Consider the following 16,444-nt stretch of genomic DNA (forward strand, 5'->3'; position numbering starts at 1 on the left):
ATAAAATACTACCCCGAGCTTTCAAGAACTCTTCCCAAAATCTGTTGACACGGGATTTGATGAGACCGAACTTGAAGCCACCTCGGACTGCGAATGCACTCCAAGCACGCGTTGACGAGTATGCTAACAAAACCGATGGTCGACTCGGCGTCTTTGTCGGCATCCCAACCGAGAATGGATTCGACACGATCGCCTCACATAGTTCCGAGGCTGTGTTCGCAAGTGCGAGTCTCATCAAACTCCCAATCTTGTACGCATTGTTCGACGAGTATTGGGACTCAAAATCGCGACTCGCTCAAGAAGTTGGTCTTTCAGACACGAATATGGTTGCAGGGAGTGGGCTGCTTCATCTCCTCTCTGAGCATCCGTATACTCTGGATGATCTCGCTCGAGCAATGATTGCGATAAGTGACAATGCGGCCACGAACCAACTCATCGACACGCTTGGCATGGAGCGAATTGAGCGTGCTGTGAGCGACCTTGGAATGTCGGAGACGAGATTAGGTCGGAAGATGATGACGACTGGTGGTGGCAGTGACTCAAGTAACTTGGAGGAATCACCAGTGAATACGACGTCTCCGAGAGATGCTGCACGGTTTTATCGCAATGTGGTTAGGCGTGAATCACTCTCTGTTCCGGCATACGAATCTCTGGAGGTCCCGCTTTATGCTCAGAAAGACGCGTCAATGGCTGCTCGATATTTGCCGTATGATGTCGAACTTGGCCACAAGACTGGTTGGCTTACCCACGCTGCTTTGGATGCTGGTGTGCTTCACTGCAGGGACGGTGAACCAATCGTGTTCGCGCTCTTTGTTGACCGTCTTGCGTATGCAGGCGACGGGACTGATATCATCGCTGAACTTGGGTTAGCTATCCACGGCTGGAGTCCAAATGATTGCGGTCTCTGAGGGGTTGAGGAGCTTTCGAAGACCGGTACAGTATCGGCGATCTCTGGATCTCTCCAACTCTGCCGTTCACTTTGGACGGAATCTATCCTTACACAAAGCTTATATTGATTTGATTTGACAAATTATCTGATGCGTTTGAAATCAATCCTCATCGTTGTAAGCCTCCTTGGAATTGCCCTCGCCGCAAAGCAACTCAAAGCCTAACCGTTTCGGGTTCAAGCCCAACACAGGTGCTCCACGATATCCACCCACCACGTGTCAAATGAACCTACAACGGTGGATCTCCTTCGGAGCACGACACCATCTCAGATAACCCAGAACGTATCAGCGGTCATCAACACTTAATACAGTATTCTGGTTTTGTGAGTACATGGACCTGCTAGCCATTGTTGCACATCCCGATGATGCAGATATCTTTATTGGTGGAACACTCGCAAAGCATGCGACGCGTGGAGACAACGTCACAATCGCGTACATGACCCGTGGAGAATTCGGAGGTGCCTCGGATACAACACAGGAGGATGTGGCAGCAGTACGCGAGAAGGAAGCACTTGCCGCTGCTGAAACACTCGGTGCAGACGCCACGTTTCTTGACTTCAAAGATGGTCGAATAACGTACTCGCTTGAGAATCGAGAACTGATCGTTGATAGCATTCGAGAACACCAACCAGATTACGTCATTACCCACTACGGCGACGACATGCATCCAGACCACCAAGCAACCTCGAAACTGGTGACTGACGCATACTACATGTCGTCGCTACCGCTTGCAGAAACTGAACACGACCCGTGGGAACCTGAGAACGTATTTTACTTCGGGAAACCAACGTCGTCGTTCGATCCAGACCTAGTCGTCGACATCAGTGGGTATGAGGAAACAAAGGAGAAAGCGATTCTCCAACATGAATCACAAGTAGAATGGCTTGACGAACACGGTGGTATCGACGCTGAATTTGATGGACTGATTGATGGTGTTCGCGCAGAAGCGAAAAAGCTCGGGAAAACACATGGCGTAAAGTACGCTGAAGGATTCACGACTTTCCATCAATCGAGCAGCGAGTATCTGGATTCATAGCAACATTGCTGAATACCCGGATAAGCCGAATTGACTGTCGGTGTCATACTTTTATAGGACAGCAGTATCCACACATAATCAGAAGGAATGACACGCGATGAAAGGGGGCCCGTGCAAACGACCGAGCGGTCACTAGACATTATTGAAACGCTTCGAGAGCTTGACGGTGGCCGCCTTACAGAGGTCTCATCTCATCTTGATCTCCCGGATAGTACCGTTCACAACCACCTTCGAACCCTTCTCCAGCGAGGCTACATCGTAAAGGAGAACAATATTTATCGTGTCAGTCTCCGATTTCTTGATTTCGGTGAGTACGCTCGATCACGACGGAAAATCTATGATGGTGCGAAAGCCGAAGTAGACGAACTAGCTGGTAAAACTGGTGAGGCTGCAAACCTCTTGGTGGAAGAAAACGGCAAGGGTGTGTTTCTCTATACCGCTGCAGACCAGAACGCAGTGCCTCTCGATATTCATCCTGGAAAACACGTCTTCCTGCACGCGACCGCTCTTGGGAAAGTGATTTTAGCACACCTTCCGGAAGGACGAGTCAATGAAATCATCGCCCAACACGGACTCCCTGCACTGACACGATCAACGATCTCGGATGCAGACGAACTCTTTGCGGAACTCGAACGTGTTCGTGAGAACGGCTACGGATTTGATGACGAAGAACGACTGCGTGGAATGCGGTGTGCCGCGGTCGCGATCAAAAATGAGCACGGACAAGTGATTGGTGCAATTAGTGTTTCAGGACCTGCAAGCCGAATGGACCCTGCTGGACCGAGTGATGACCTGGTTGACGAGCTACTGAGCACGAAGAACATCATCGAACTCAAGCTGGCGTATTCGTAATCCGGCTGACTGCAATCTGCGCTGATTTCTGCCGCCCAAATGCTTATACTGCTTCTGCATGCTGGGGTATACATGCAAGCTAAGGGAATGCTCTCACCTGCAGCGTGGGCTACGAAAACAAGACTTGAGATTTCAGAGGTTGCTACCGCTGACGGTTCTGTTGCTGTGATCCCTGTGGGGAGTATTGAGCAGCACGGACACCATCTGCCGGTTGCGACGGACACCTTTCTCGCTGACGCTGTTTCCCATCATGGTGCTGAGCGTGTTATTGATGATTTCCCGATTTTGGTGACGCCACCGGTGTGGACAGGCTACTCACCACATCATATGTCTCTTGGTGGAACTCTTACGGTTGAACTCACGGATCTCCTTGATGTATTAACGCATCTTGCTGAGTCCGCAATCGAACATGGATTCGACGCGATTTGCTTCGTCAATGGTCACGGTGGGAATGCATCTCTCGTCGATAATACAGTGAGCGTAATCGGCAAGGAACATTCTGAGGTGGAAGTGACTGGTGTGACGTACTTTTCGCTCGCAGCGTCATTCATTGACAATATTCGAGAGAGCGAGCTTGGTGGAATGGCTCATGGTGGTGAATTCGAGACCTCGTTGATGTTGCATCTCTATCCGGAGCTTGTGAAAGAGGACGCACCAGCAGAGTATCTAGAAGACCCCTACGATCATGGTGGGAAGGATCTGGTCGAAGGCGGCCCATTGTCGTCATATCGGCCGTTCGAGGATTTCTCTGACTCGGGAGCCATCGGAGATCCGTCTCTAGCAAGTGCGGAAAAAGGAGAAGAAATCATGAGTCGACTTGGAGACGAGCTCGAAACAATATTCCAGCAAATACATGACGAGGCGAAATGAACTGACCGAGTTACTTCCTGAGAGTGGTATACACGAGCAGATCAATTCGGATCTTTAGGCACCTGCTCAGTTTGAATTTTGCTCACCTGGAATTGTCACGGGGAGTGTCCCGGTTGGGTTGTGAGTCCCTGCGAGAATTTTTGCAATCGCAGCGTACGACGGTGCTGTATCATCGTACGTGGTGAGATATGTTGAGACTGAATCGAACTGAGTGAGGTCATATGGGCTTTGCACAGCGATGACGATTGGATCATGGCCCTTTTCAAGCAAGTGATTGACGACGTCTGCTTGCCATAGATGAGCAGCAACTGTCGACGTACACACTATTGTTTTGACTCCATCATCTAGAGCCGGTACCTCATCGTCCGCAGTGAGTGTGTAGCTATCAACGTCGATTTCTTCGGTTTCGAGGGCGTCGAAGAGTCGACTGTTCTTCTCGCGTGTCTCTTCAGCAGGTGATCCTCGTCCAGTGTGGAACTCTATGAGCTGGTACTCTTGGGTGGTGGTGAGCGGCAGTGTATTGGTTTCGTCTCGGACCACCGTTGCGCCACGTTCCGCGATTGTTTGCCGTACCGACTGACATACTTCTGCTGCAGCTTCCCAGTCAGACTGTTCACCTACCTGTCCAACACTGAACTCAGTCTTCGCATTGAGGATTCGCCGGACAGACTCCGTAATTTGTTCTTCCGAGAGTCGTCCTGATTCCACAGCATCAATTACTGCATCGATAGCTGCACGTTGCTTCGCTGGTGTATGAGACACTGCAATCAAGTCACAGCCAGCTTCAACGGCTTGTACTGCGCCCTCTACGGTCCCAATGCTATCCGAAATGGCATCCATCTCCATGCAGTCGGTGATGACGAGCCCATCAAATCCGAGTTCGTCTCGAAGCAGTCCGGTCACAACTGATTGAGAAAGCGTTGCAGGGGTCTCAGCGCGTTCTGTGATTGTTGGGAACGCAACATGCGTTATCATGACTGACCGCAACCCCGAGTCGATTGCGGACTCGAATGGTGGGAGTTCCACCTCATTGAGCCGGTTTCGATCGTGGTCAATCACTGGGAGTGCGTGATGTGAGTCAACAGCAGTGTCGCCATGCCCTGGGAAGTGTTTCCCACACGCGATGACATCTGCTGATTGCAGCCCAGATGCAAACGCTGTCCCAAGGCCTGCGACACTGTCGGGAGTCTCACTAAATGACCGGACACCGATAACAGGATTCTCTGGATTGTTATTCACATCCAGCACGGGTGCGAGATTCATATCGACGCCTAGGGTGCGGAGTTCTTGACCCACTGCTTCTCCGGCCCGACGTGAGAGATCAGCGTCTCCAGCTGCCCCGAGCGCCATTGCACTCGGAATCTCTGTACCCCACGAAACGCGAGCGACACGTCCACCTTCTTGATCGATTGTGGTAAGAAGCGGTGGTGTTTCTTCAGGGACCAGTGACTGCAGGTCATTGGAGAGCGAGCGTAGTTGTTCTGGAGTCTCAACGTTACGACTGAAGTAAATCACGCCACCGAGATGGCAATCTGTGATGAGTGATTTGAATGATTCTGGTGGTGTTGTCCCGTCGAACCCAGCAACGAATAGTTGGCCGACCTTTTGTTCTAGCGAGAGGCCTTCGAGCTCTATGGTTGCTGTTCGGTCAGTAGTCTCTGTCTGTTGCATCTCTTGTTTACTCCTGATATCTCAAGTATTGTTCTCGGATGTTCTCAAATCCAGAGCGTTCATTCTCCCAGTGATCGAGAACCGTTTCAGCGACCTCTCGTGGGCTATCTTCTTCGTCGACATCACTAATCACAGAGCGAAGGTATTCTCCACCTGCTAGTTTGTCGACGAAGTACTCGTTATCATACTCGAGCCATTCGCACTCATTGGATGACGAAAACGCGGAGATGAGCATTGTCAATCCTACCACGACGGGATTTACTGCATCTCGGTCGAGGACGTGCACTTGAACGCCTTCAATGGTGTCACGTTCGTGTTTCGAGAACGTTGGCGTGAAGTGTACGGGACGGAACCCGACTCCTTCGATGTCGAGTGCGTTTAGTTCTGTAGCCCATTCTTCTGCGGATATCCATGGTGCGCCAATAAGCTCGAATGGACGGGTTGTTCCACGTCCCTCTGATAGGTTTGTACCCTCGAATAGACAGGTTCCTGGGTAGATAGTTGCTGTCTGAAGCGTTGGCATATTTGGTGATGGGTACACCCATGGAAGGCCTGTCTCTGAATACCAATCACTGCGTTCCCAGTCACGCATTTCTATGACGGTGAGGTCTGCGCCGATCTCGAATTCTTCATTGAAGTATTCAGCGAGTTCACCGACGGTCATACCGTGCGTGATTGGGAGTCCGTAGTTGCCGACGAACGACCCTGACGTGCCTTCGATTCGGTTTCCAACAACACCAAGCGGAGCAACTGGATTCGGGCGGTCTAAGACGACGAGACGTTTTTCGGCTTCAGCGACGCCTTCCAACGCGTACGCGAGTGTGTATATGAGAGTGTAGAATCGGCAGCCAACATCCTGCATGTCATAGATTACTGTGTCGAGGCCTTCGAGCATTTCCGGTTGAAGCCGTCGTTGCTCGCCGTAGAGGCTCTTTACTGGTAGTCCGGTTTGTTCGTCAATGCTATCGTCTACCTTGACACCGGCTTGTGCGTCTCCACGGATGCCGTGTTCGGGCCCGAATAGTTTATGAACGTCAAATGCTTCGTGCTCGGAGAGTAGATCAATCGTTGTGTTCAACTCACTATCAATACCTGATGGGTTCGTGATGAGGCCGAGACGTTCTTCGTCAAGGCCAGCTAGTTTATTTTCTAGTAACCGCTCTACGCCAAGTTGGACCATATCTATGGTCACGAAGTACCCCGGTAAAAAACTACGTGTAGAGACAGTCTTTTGATTTTACAGTTCGGTAATACACTCGCGTTCTCCTATTCTTCAGCGTCCAGTGAGTGAGCCTTGTGAATTATTTGATGTGCCCGCTGGTTTCGCAAAGGATGTCTGCAACCAGTCAAGATGGGCATCCGTCATGAGTGCGTGGTTATACACATGGATCTTCTCACCGAGACTCCCAGCGTGTTTGAGTATTGACTCCCAGTCTCTCTTGCTGCCAATAATCTCTGGATCCAAACTAAACCCAGCGTCAACAGGAATATCGACTGCCTCACGATACTGATTGACGCGCTCACGAGCTATATCACGGTCTCCTGTGTAACACAACGAGATAATACGGTCGAGCGATGATTCGATACGGTCCAGTTGCACTCCTGCCGGCCACCCATCATTGGGATTCCGGCCAAGTCCATCTGATGCAGAGTATGTCAGAGCAACCTCTCCACTCGCCTGCGCAAGTCTCTGTAAGAACCCATCAATCACAGATGCTCTGAAGTCGAATAAATCCATCAGCTCAGGATACCTGTCGGTGATGTCGGCTAACGATGTGATCTGTGGAGATGGATCCTCGAGAACTCTTCTGGATAGCTCTTGAACAGTTGCCTTGGCATGCTCCATATCGACGTGGTGGTCTTCTGCCTCTGCCATACAGGCTGGACAGAAACACTGTGAGAGGAGTAATTCCTCAGCGCTTCCACGCACGACATGATTCTTTGAATGACCAAAGGTAGCGCCGTGTGTATGGAAGACATTAGGGAATCCAAGTGACTCGAGGTTTATCGCGTTGATATCATACGCGGCGAGAGATTTGGTAACCGCCTCGAAATACGTCCTAACTTCACTATGAGATGGACAAAACGCATGCTCGTGAGTATCCCCGAATACACTCTGGATACGATACTGTGGATTGTCTAGTCCCAGTTTTGAATTGTGGAAACAGACAACCCACGCATTCACGTTCATGCCGTATTTGCTGGCATACTCTGTAATCGTTTGCAGTGGATTGGGATATCCCTCGATATGATTCACAGGCGGATCTATCGGTGTCTCTGTGAAGTCTTCGAGATTGGGTTCAAAATAACACCCTCCCTCGTAGGATTCGAACAGTGAGTCTGGGGTTCGGGGACCAAGCGTCTGTATCGAGTGGTAGTGTGCGGCAACCGTGATTTCAGTTATACCACGTGAAGCGAGCTCATCAAACGTGGTGTCGGGATTACCGGAGAGTAGACACCACGGATAGCTCCAGACTGAGACCATATACAGGCCAACTTGATGACTCGTAATAAGTGTTGCCTGCTAGCATGGTGATTGTTGACAAAAACTGGGCGATAATAACCAGTGACTCACTCGAACTTATTCGCTGCGACCATTGCATGGAACTGCTCTCGCAATCGAATCAGGCCGGTTTCTTTTCCATCATACACCTGATTCGTCAGCAGTATCGCGAATTGACCGCTCTCGTGGTTCAGCCACAACGACGTGCCAGTATACCCAGTGTGGCCAAGTCCAGACTCAGACCAATTTGGAGCAGGATACGTCTCATGCGCCAGTCGCCATCCAAGACTCATTGGCGTCTCCAGTTTTGGTAACCAATCTGCTTGCAACCGCTTGAGCATAGCCGCAGACAATACCTTCCCTGGTTTTAGATACGCTTGCGCGAAGGCTGCCAAGTCATCGACCGTGGTGAACAAGCCTGCATTCCCGCTTTCTCCGTTCATTGCCCATCCGAGCGGGTCATGAACATCTCCACGTAGAATCTGATTACGGTATTGATGATCATATGTCGCAGCTATGTTCGAGACATCAGTGAGTGGACCTAGTTCTGAGTCTTTCATCCCTATGCGGTCAAAGACATATTTTTCCGCGAGGTTGCTGAGTGATTCTCCAGTCGCCCCCCTTAATGCCGCTGCAAGATAGATAAAATTGAGACAACTGTACTTGAATCGACTTACAGACGGGGCCTCCACAATGGATATGTCTTGAAGTCCAGCCAACGCAGCATCCACCGAGTCCCACGATTCGTCGAACCCGTATGGCTGGAATCCAGAACTATGTGTGAGCAATGATTGTAGAGTTCGGTCCCCTCGGCTGTATCCGTTGAGTGCTGGTAGATGTTCTGCGAGAGTATCTGAGAGTGTAATTTGGCCGTCTTCAACGAGCGACAGCGCAACAGTCGTTGTTACAACTGGCTTCGTGAGTGAGGCAGCATCAAACCTCGTGGTCCGTTGCATCGGTTTCTCTCGATTTGGATTTCGGCTGCCAACTACGGACACGTGGTTGATGCCTGTCGTGGTACCAACTGCGGCGACTGCGCCTGGGTAGACGTCTTGTTCAAGACCGTCATGTAGGAATTCAGTTAGTGCTGTATCCTGCCCACTGTGTAGTTCTGTCATACCAATACGCGTGCGGTGGAGTTGCTTAATTGTTTTCAGCTGAAATTCTCTGTCCGTGGATTGTGTCGCTGAGACCCAAATGTGTATGTTCCTCGGATTGAAACGTGAGGTCGATGACGTACGATACAATCTTATTCGATGTTGACGGAGTGATTCTTCGCTGGCCTGAGGGGCATCCGACAGTGTATCGTCCAGGGGTGAAATCTGCATTTGATGAGTTCGATGCTTCTCCATCGACTGAAGAACTGAATACGTTCCTCACAGGATCGCTTGAGGAGATGGTAGCTGTCTGTGAAGCCTACGATGTGAGTATGGAGTCATTTTGGCCAAGACGTGAATTCCATGTTTCTAAAATACAGCAAGAGATGATGGATGATGGTGAACGAACATTGTACGATGATACTGCTGTTCTCTCTGACCTCTGGTCTGCGCATTCACTTGGTCTGGTGAGCAACAATCAGCATGACACTGTGACGTACATGGTTGAGACGTTTTCACTCGGAGATCTGTTTGACACGGTATATGGTCGTGAACCATCTGTTGATGGCTTTAGACGGACGAAACCACATCCATGCTATCTTGAGCGAGCTATCGGTGATGTCGGTGTAGATAATGGGCTCTATGTTGGTGACAGTGCATGTGACGTTGAGGTTGCTCATGCATTGGGGTTAGACTCAGTGTTTCTTCGTCGTCCACATCGTGTTGGGTACGAACTTTCGATGCAGCCGACCTACGAAGTAGAGACACTCTCTGCTCTGTCTTCGCTTTCTGGTGTTGTCACATCTGAGTAGTGAACTCGTTCTGATCACGAGCGGATAGTTTCTATTCTACTGAATCGAACTGCCTGAGTATCTACCATAATTCATCATGATTGTGGGATATTACCAAACTCTAATTCAGCCATGTCGGATACTCGCTTGTGACTGAATATCTAACGTATTTAGATATACTGCGGCGTACGTCGCCTCTCCCCCCCCACGTGGTACAAGTTGTCTCACTGAAGTGGACACGATGATTCTGGGTTGAACACCACTTCCATTACACTCATAAGAGTGTAATAGAAGTCAGGAATTACGAAGATATTGAACCGAGTTTCAGCAGAGCCGAAACGGCACTTCAAACCCATCTGCACTACCGCTCTCAAAACAGTCTTTCTTCCACACCCGAAATTCCACACCCTCAGCCAGCCCGATTGTCTCACGACCACAGCGAAGAACTGAGTCTGATTCGAGTTATCCAAAAAATAGTTACACGAACAGTCTGCAAATCGGCAACTGGTGGGCGCTTTGTCACGAAAAAATCGAGACGAAAGCCTCGCCCTTCAGGGCGGGGATGAAGCCGACTAACAGTATGCAACCGCCGACGATGGCACGGCCCGTGCGATTCGAGTGAGACGACCACGATTGGTCGGGGAAACCACACCCTCATGAAAGTCTCAAAGAAGTGCGCACGAACCCGCAAGTTGCCTCCGTGGGTCGGTAGCCAACCCCCAACGGAGGAATCCTCGCGCTTTAGCGCGGGGATGATCTCAATTAGTTGTGAGACAGCGCTTTCCCATGATCACCGGCCGACTTGCACCAGTAGCCTCTGGCACATTGTTTGGAATTCCATCAAGTGTAGCACACGCAAGCAACGCAAACGCGACCGCTTCTTTCGCATCAGCACTGACACCAAATTCATCCATAAGACGCACCTCCCCCTCAACAACATCGTCGAGCATCTCCACTAGAACTGGATTCTGTGCACCACCTCCCGACACGATAATCTCGTCAGGTTCGTTGGGTAGGAACTTCTGGTACGCATCTCCAATCGAGTGTGCTGTCAACGCTGTTGCCGTTGCAACTACATCCTCATCAGAAAGTCCCCGCTCACGTCCCGCAGAAAGGAATTCAGTCGCGTACACTTCACCAAACTGCTCACGACCTGTGGATTTCGGTGGTGGACTCGAGAAATACGGTTCTTCAAGACACGCTTCAAGCAGGGACTCGTCAACAGTACCCTCACCAGCTAACTCACCATCACAGTCGTATGTTTGCGCATCATCAGTGATCTGTTCGACAACCCCATCAATCACCATATTACCCGGTCCTGTGTCTAATGCAGTAACCTCGTTTCGTGAGGCGTTCGCGGGAAGCGCGGTGCAGTTTGCGATCCCACCGATGTTTTGTGCCACCCTGTGTTTGTCATCATCTACGAGTAACGCAAGATCAGCGAATGGGACAAGTGGTGCTCCATGACCACTCACTGCGATATCTGCAGTACGGAAATCTGAGATAGTCTCAATACCAGTTCGCTCCGCAATTACGCTTCCATCCCCAATCTGGAGTGTCGACCGTAACGCGTCACCGTTGGGAAGCTTTTGTGGGGTTGGTTGATGACGGATTGTCTGTCCATGCGACCCAATCGCGTCAACATCCGCTGGTGTAACACCAGCAGCGTCAGCAGCTTCTACTGCAGCATCCGCAAAAACCGAGCCGATAGCGACGTTCAACTCACACGCATCCAACACACCCCCCTCATCACCACATGCCCGTGCGAGTTTCTCACGGAAGCCTGGTGTGTAAGATGTTGTCACAAACGACTCAACGGTCACGTCGTATCCACGTGGACCAGTTCCATCATGAGAAATGCGACAACAAGCAGCGTCAACACCATCTAATGACGTCCCAGACATCAATCCGATAATTCGTCGAGAATTCATGCTGATACCTCCTTTGTGAAGACAGTGTAATCAAGCCACGGCTCAAATCCGAGTTTCCCATAGTACTCGACTAACTCTGTCCAGTCAATAAGTGCGTGTGTGTAGCCCATGTTCTGAAATCGGCTTAGAATTGTCGCGAGCATCCAGAGCCCCCATCCCCGACCACGATAGTCTGAATGGATGCCAAGCGGGCCTAATCCACAGACCGAACCCTCGAAGGCGGATGCCCAGTTTACGTTCCCACCACGATAGGCTGAACCCACTGTGTTCGTCCGCGCGAATCCTACTGTCTTGTCTTGATACTCAAGAAGCCAGTAGTCGGTGCTACCGCCGGGGACACGACAAATGTTCTCTGCTTCATACTGCCACCGCCCAGGAAATTCTTCAGAAAGAAATGAGAGAAGCTCTGTAGGATCTCTTCTGACGCGCTTCACCGATAGAGATGCATCAACTGAAATCCGAAAAGATTCAGCATCAAAATCAGCTATCTCCCGATGAAGATCCGTTACTACCGTCTCACTCGTATAGCCTGCCTCCTCAATTACCCGGCGGTACAGCTCAAATTCTATGTCTCGTGAGGGGAGACCTGCGAGGAACTGTTGGGGGTCTCCACCAACACGGAGATGCGTTACTCCCTGCTGTGTCAGGTCTTCTTCGGCTTTAGCGAGAAGCGAGCGAGCAATTTCATCGCGATTCTCTGTGTGTTCATCCACGACAAACAGGCTAATCCAGCCAGCATTCGTGTCAAGGTACGATGGAACTGGTGCTGAAAGGCGCTTACAGATTGCACTTGCAAGGAGTGAATCATTCTCGAAGGCTCCCCAAGCGGTTACGTCGAGATTGTCGTAAGGTGCGAAAACGTTCTGTGATACCAGTCGATCGTCAATCGCGAATGAGGGATGAGTCTGATTCCAACAGTCGATACCTTCACAGACAGACTTGTGGTTAGTAAGACGGCGAAATTCCATGAATCTGGGATTCTCCCCAGTCGTACTTAAAAGTAGGCCGGCTGATGATCAAAGAAGATGAATTGAGGTGGGCAGGTTCCGTCTAGTTTCTCAGAGCTCACTGATATCGTACATCATCTCTTCGAGGTGTTGGTCTGGCCCTGCAGTTAGACCGCCGTCGACGAGGAGTTCTGTGCCCGAAATGAATGCGGCGGCTGGTGATGCGAGGAAGTGGATTGCTGTAGCGACATCTTCTGGGGTGCCGAAGTGACCGGTTGGGTATTGGTTGAGCCACTCCTGTCGAACGGGCCCTTCTGTAGTGAGTTTCTCACTTGAGGCGTCTGTGATGATAGACCCTGGAGCAACGACGTTTGACCGAATCCCGTGTTGTCCATACTGAGTAGCGATGAGTCGAGAAAGCGCAATAACTCCGTTTTTAGCTGCTGAGTACGCTGCTAATCCGATTCCTTGTGTTGCATTCACCGAAGAGACATGTACAAATGCTCCACCGCCAGAAGCGGCCATAGCTGGTATGGCTTCGCGAGCGCATCGAAATTGTCCCGTGAGATTTACATCGATAATCCGATTCCATGTCTCATCATCGATCCGATGTGGGTTACTGTCGTCAAATGACCCACCAGCGTTGTTCACTAAGATATCGAGGCCTCCATACGTGTCAACAGTTGCTTCGATGAGACTTGAGACGTCTGCTGAGTCACTGACGTCTGTAGGAATGAAAGATGCAGCGCTGTCTTCGATCTCGGTTTCGATCTGATCGACTGTCTCATTTCCACCTTCTTCGTCGATGTCGGCAACGACAACTGTCGCTCCAAACTCCGCAAGGAGCTTGGCGGTTGCACGACCAATTCCCTTGCTGGCGCCGGTGACAATTGCAATCTGGTCTTGAAGCGCGTACGGATTCGAGTCCATTGACAGCCGATTCTTGCCCCTGGACTAATTGTTTTGCGCTCAAATCCATTCGAATCACTGCCATTTCAACTAATAACATGCTAAGAATTAAGCGGAGAACCCGAATTTCTCCCGAACATTTATATCTGATAGCCATGATGTGTGACCGAGAATGGTTAGCAACAATCATGACGCTGCTGACGAGAGTGGCACAGCCGGCTTCACTCGTCGACAGTGGCTTGCAATCGGATCAAGCGCCGCTATTTCCGGCATTGCAGGCTGTGGCAGTGGGCAAAACCCGAACGAAACTCCAGTAACTGCAGAGGGAGATGGAACATCCAGCAGTGATTCAAGTTCCACGAATTCAGATAGTTCGTCTCAAGGAGGCGACCCGGTTACAACCACCATGAGTATGCGGGCGCCAGTCAGTTGGACCCCGAAAAACTCAAACATCAATCCATTCGCAACACAGGGCGACATCGAATACTGGATGGAGTACATGTGGTGGGAATCCCCGGTCTACCCGAATGCGGTCGGGGAAACGATGTACTGGGTTGCCGACGAGATCAATGTTGTAGACGGGGGCTGCGCAGTCGAAATCAAATTGCGGGACGACTATACGTGGTGGGACGGCTCACCCGTCACCGCACAAGATTACTACACGACGAAACTCCTCCAAGACTACAAAGAAAACGGAGGCCCAGACCAGACCGATGATAGCTGGGAACTCGTTGACGACTACACCGTCAAAAACATCCTCTCAGGACCAGCAAACCCATCCACGAAAAAATCGGAGTACTACACGCCAATTGCAAGGCATAGCTACTTCAAGTCCTGGCTAGAGAAATTCCAGGATGCTGGAAACGAGAACGGCATTAAAGAAGTCGCAAACGAACTCAACACCCACAAAATCACACTCCAAGATGTGGTCGACAACGATCTCGGGGCTGGATTGTGGAAACCGACGCAGATGGACCCGACGCAAGTCGTCCACAAAAAATACCAAGACCATCCTCGTGCGGATTGGACGAATCTCGATACATTCCACTGGCGGCTCATCTCCGAGAAGCAGAAGGCAATTCAGGCACTCCGCGCTGGGCAACTCGACTACGGTGACAAGACGGTAAATCAAGCACTCCAGTCGAACAGTCTTGAGGAGTTCAGTAACTTCAGCATCGGTGGCATGCCGAAGCTGACGATGAACTTCAACAACGAGCATCTCGCTCGCCGACCAGTCAGACGAGCGATTGCATATCTCGTCGACAGCGAGGAAGTTGTTAAAGTCATCAAGAGCTCACACGGCATTGAGTATGGTGTTCACGAGGACGTCATTGGAATGTCAAAAGGTCTGTCAAACCAGTGGCTGGACGATAGCTTCCTCAGCAACCTCATCAACTACGGCACGAAATCTCAGCCAGAGAAAGCAAAAGAAACGCTTGAAGCTGCTGGATACAGCAAACAAGGCGGTGTTTGGGCTGACGAGAACGGCAGCAAGATAGAGGGCCTGAAATACCTCACTCCGCCATGGAATATCTACAAAACAGTCGGGAAGTACTTCAGCCCCAAGCTCAACGAATTCGGAATCGATAACAAGCTGATTATTCCATCCAGCAGTGGTTTCTGGAAGCGTTGGTCCGAAACGTTCGACTTCGACTTGGCCAATTGGTTCACGTACGCTTCCCATCCCGCATACGCATACTCATGCACTGGTGCACGCGGAATCGGCATTTACCGTGACTATGTTGAGCAGTCTGAGTCGTCTTCTGGCGGCTCGTGTCAGGTTGACCGGTCGGCGCCGACGCTCACGCGGGACACAAGCGAGAAACTTGGACACAAAATCCGTCCACAGTTCCCAAGCGAAGTTGGTTCAATGGAGATGTCGGGCTCTGGGCAGACGCTTGAACCAATCAAGTGGAATAACATCATGACACAGACCCAGTCACGTGAGGAAGTTGTTGACCTCACGAAGAAACTGGCGTGGTTCATGAACTGGCAGGTGCCTCACGTCGGCTTCTACGACGAAGTGAAGACCTACTGGGGTAACACGAACAAATTCAACTTCCCAGTCCCAGGTGAGCCAGGAGACTATCCGAATGCCGAGAGAGTTCTCCCGGAGCACAAAACGACTGCGATGGAATTCTTCATGAAGGGGTTGATCAGTGCAAAAACGAAATAACCTAACGACTCAGATTAGTCTGCGGCTGTCACCGTCAGCAGGTTTCGGAAAGTTGCCTAACCACACTCTCCCCGGTGTTTGGGGTCTGTGGACTTCTGGGCAGCTATCGCGACACCACATTCGACATGGGTTGTATCCTGGATACTCCAGGATGATCTGATTGCGAGCTTTTCTTTTCGATAACTCAAATCCGCTGTACTACCGGTGCCTGTGGTCACATTGAGAATTAGTGAGATGCAAAACTGTTGGCAGTGGTTTCGACCGAATCCAGATTATCGCTTGTGGCAGAAGTAGAGTAGTAGTCCGGTTCCTGTGCCAAGAACCCCTGCACCGAGGACGTTCAGTGATGCGATTGCGTGTGTTGGTGTCTGAGGCGCGGTTGCGAACATTGCACCTAGTGATAAGAGAAACCCGAAGACTTCCAGTGCGAAGAGCATTGCAAATTTATCTGAGTTCCAGCAGACGTAATCAAAGAACCCCGGCTCATTGCTCATCTTATTCGGTTCGACTGACTACCAGAGATTAAACGTTCCGACCAAATACCGGCTGGATTAGCCATTATGTTTCTTCCTCTTCGTCTGGGAGTTGTGCAACATATGGTCCCCCGCACGCTGGACAGTCATGGTATGGTCGTTCATGCGATGCGCCACACCGAATGCACTGGTACTCCGGTGGGTTGTCTTCAGAAGAATTTGAGAGCCCAATTGCATTTTT

Annotated in this window: 14 protein-coding genes; 6 read left to right on the forward strand and 8 right to left on the reverse strand. The window is 50.7% G+C overall.

What is annotated here, in order from left to right:
* Positions 1-59: 59 nt before the first annotated feature.
* From AUR64_RS01560 to AUR64_RS01570, 4 genes are all read left to right on the forward strand, one after another.
* Positions 60-908, forward strand: coding sequence for a serine hydrolase (locus AUR64_RS01560; protein WP_058580195.1), 849 nt, complete (start codon positions 60-62; stop codon positions 906-908).
* Between the two features lie 370 nt (positions 909-1,278).
* The gene (locus AUR64_RS01565; RefSeq protein WP_058580196.1) at positions 1,279-1,983 is read left to right on the forward strand and encodes a PIG-L deacetylase family protein; all 705 of its coding nucleotides are present in this window, start codon (positions 1,279-1,281) and stop codon (positions 1,981-1,983) included.
* 111 nt (positions 1,984-2,094) lie between these two features.
* Positions 2,095-2,835, forward strand: coding sequence for an IclR family transcriptional regulator (locus tag AUR64_RS19850; protein ID WP_240479564.1), 741 nt, complete (start codon positions 2,095-2,097; stop codon positions 2,833-2,835).
* Positions 2,836-2,907: 72 nt separating this feature from the next.
* Positions 2,908-3,705 (forward strand): creatininase family protein, encoded by a 798-nt coding sequence (locus AUR64_RS01570; protein ID WP_155120447.1) that lies wholly within the window; start codon positions 2,908-2,910, stop codon positions 3,703-3,705.
* A gap of 66 nt (positions 3,706-3,771) precedes the next feature.
* On the opposite strand, the gene nagZ is transcribed toward AUR64_RS01570, so the two are convergent.
* The 4 genes from nagZ to AUR64_RS01585 all read right to left on the reverse strand — a co-directional run bounded on the left by nagZ (position 3,772) and on the right by AUR64_RS01585 (position 8,997).
* The gene (gene nagZ / locus AUR64_RS19855; RefSeq protein WP_082230539.1) at positions 3,772-5,376 is read right to left on the reverse strand and encodes a beta-N-acetylhexosaminidase; all 1,605 of its coding nucleotides are present in this window, start codon (positions 5,374-5,376) and stop codon (positions 3,772-3,774) included.
* Positions 5,377-5,383: 7 nt separating this feature from the next.
* Positions 5,384-6,556 carry an exo-beta-N-acetylmuramidase NamZ family protein gene (locus tag AUR64_RS01580; RefSeq protein WP_058580198.1) on the reverse strand — a complete coding sequence of 391 codons (1,173 nt, stop codon included), beginning with the start codon at positions 6,554-6,556 and terminating at the stop codon, positions 5,384-5,386.
* A gap of 93 nt (positions 6,557-6,649) precedes the next feature.
* Positions 6,650-7,861, reverse strand: coding sequence for a hypothetical protein (locus AUR64_RS19860; RefSeq protein ID WP_082230540.1), 1,212 nt, complete (start codon positions 7,859-7,861; stop codon positions 6,650-6,652).
* Between the two features lie 86 nt (positions 7,862-7,947).
* Positions 7,948-8,997, reverse strand: a complete 1,050-nt coding sequence (locus AUR64_RS01585; RefSeq protein WP_058580199.1) for a serine hydrolase domain-containing protein — start codon at positions 8,995-8,997, stop codon at positions 7,948-7,950.
* 113 nt (positions 8,998-9,110) lie between these two features.
* Between AUR64_RS01585 and AUR64_RS19865 the strand changes: the two genes are divergently transcribed.
* Positions 9,111-9,788 carry an HAD family hydrolase gene (locus AUR64_RS19865; protein WP_082230541.1) on the forward strand — a complete coding sequence of 226 codons (678 nt, stop codon included), beginning with the start codon at positions 9,111-9,113 and terminating at the stop codon, positions 9,786-9,788.
* A gap of 737 nt (positions 9,789-10,525) precedes the next feature.
* On the opposite strand, the gene AUR64_RS19870 is transcribed toward AUR64_RS19865, so the two are convergent.
* The 3 genes from AUR64_RS19870 to AUR64_RS01590 form a co-directional block, all read right to left on the reverse strand.
* Complete coding sequence (locus AUR64_RS19870; protein ID WP_082230542.1) at positions 10,526-11,698, reverse strand: anhydro-N-acetylmuramic acid kinase; 1,173 nt, start codon at positions 11,696-11,698, stop codon at positions 10,526-10,528.
* Positions 11,695-12,666: a GNAT family N-acetyltransferase gene (locus AUR64_RS20355; protein ID WP_155120449.1), complete on the reverse strand. Its 972-nt coding sequence runs from the start codon at positions 12,664-12,666 to the stop codon at positions 11,695-11,697. Before AUR64_RS20355 ends, AUR64_RS19870 begins: the two co-directional genes overlap by 4 nt.
* A 90-nt stretch (positions 12,667-12,756) precedes the next feature.
* A complete protein-coding gene (locus AUR64_RS01590; RefSeq protein WP_058580200.1) occupies positions 12,757-13,575 on the reverse strand; it encodes an SDR family NAD(P)-dependent oxidoreductase in 819 nt (272 codons plus the stop codon).
* Positions 13,576-13,726: 151 nt separating this feature from the next.
* Between AUR64_RS01590 and AUR64_RS01595 the strand changes: the two genes are divergently transcribed.
* Positions 13,727-15,730, forward strand: a complete 2,004-nt coding sequence (locus AUR64_RS01595) for an ABC transporter substrate-binding protein (RefSeq protein WP_058580201.1) — start codon at positions 13,727-13,729, stop codon at positions 15,728-15,730.
* 272 nt (positions 15,731-16,002) lie between these two features.
* Here the strand turns inward: AUR64_RS01595 and AUR64_RS19875 are convergent, their stop codons facing one another.
* Positions 16,003-16,224: a hypothetical protein gene (locus tag AUR64_RS19875; protein WP_082230543.1), complete on the reverse strand. Its 222-nt coding sequence runs from the start codon at positions 16,222-16,224 to the stop codon at positions 16,003-16,005.
* Between the last annotated feature and the right edge of the window lie 220 nt (positions 16,225-16,444).

Origin of the sequence: Haloprofundus marisrubri (assembly GCF_001469955.1) — an archaeon.
GTDB classification, from domain to species: domain Archaea; phylum Halobacteriota; class Halobacteria; order Halobacteriales; family Haloferacaceae; genus Haloprofundus; species Haloprofundus marisrubri.

What these genes read in the sequence shown, in the direction of transcription:
- AUR64_RS01560 (WP_058580195.1), top strand. Translation starts at nt 60, where the DNA reads ATGAGACCGAACTTGAAGCCACCTCGGACTGCGAATGCACTCCAAGCA.
- AUR64_RS01565 (WP_058580196.1), top strand. Translation starts at nt 1,279, where the DNA reads ATGGACCTGCTAGCCATTGTTGCACATCCCGATGATGCAGATATCTTT.
- AUR64_RS01570 (WP_155120447.1), top strand. Translation starts at nt 2,908, where the DNA reads ATGCAAGCTAAGGGAATGCTCTCACCTGCAGCGTGGGCTACGAAAACA.
- nagZ (WP_082230539.1), bottom strand. Translation starts at nt 5,376, where the DNA reads ATGCAACAGACAGAGACTACTGACCGAACAGCAACCATAGAGCTCGAA.
- AUR64_RS01580 (WP_058580198.1), bottom strand. Translation starts at nt 6,556, where the DNA reads ATGGTCCAACTTGGCGTAGAGCGGTTACTAGAAAATAAACTAGCTGGC.
- AUR64_RS19860 (WP_082230540.1), bottom strand. Translation starts at nt 7,861, where the DNA reads ATGGTCTCAGTCTGGAGCTATCCGTGGTGTCTACTCTCCGGTAATCCC.
- AUR64_RS01585 (WP_058580199.1), bottom strand. Translation starts at nt 8,997, where the DNA reads ATGACAGAACTACACAGTGGGCAGGATACAGCACTAACTGAATTCCTA.
- AUR64_RS19865 (WP_082230541.1), top strand. Translation starts at nt 9,111, where the DNA reads ATGACGTACGATACAATCTTATTCGATGTTGACGGAGTGATTCTTCGC.
- AUR64_RS19870 (WP_082230542.1), bottom strand. Translation starts at nt 11,698, where the DNA reads ATGAATTCTCGACGAATTATCGGATTGATGTCTGGGACGTCATTAGAT.
- AUR64_RS20355 (WP_155120449.1), bottom strand. Translation starts at nt 12,666, where the DNA reads ATGGAATTTCGCCGTCTTACTAACCACAAGTCTGTCTGTGAAGGTATC.
- AUR64_RS01590 (WP_058580200.1), bottom strand. Translation starts at nt 13,575, where the DNA reads ATGGACTCGAATCCGTACGCGCTTCAAGACCAGATTGCAATTGTCACC.
- AUR64_RS01595 (WP_058580201.1), top strand. Translation starts at nt 13,727, where the DNA reads ATGGTTAGCAACAATCATGACGCTGCTGACGAGAGTGGCACAGCCGGC.
- AUR64_RS19875 (WP_082230543.1), bottom strand. Translation starts at nt 16,224, where the DNA reads ATGAGCAATGAGCCGGGGTTCTTTGATTACGTCTGCTGGAACTCAGAT.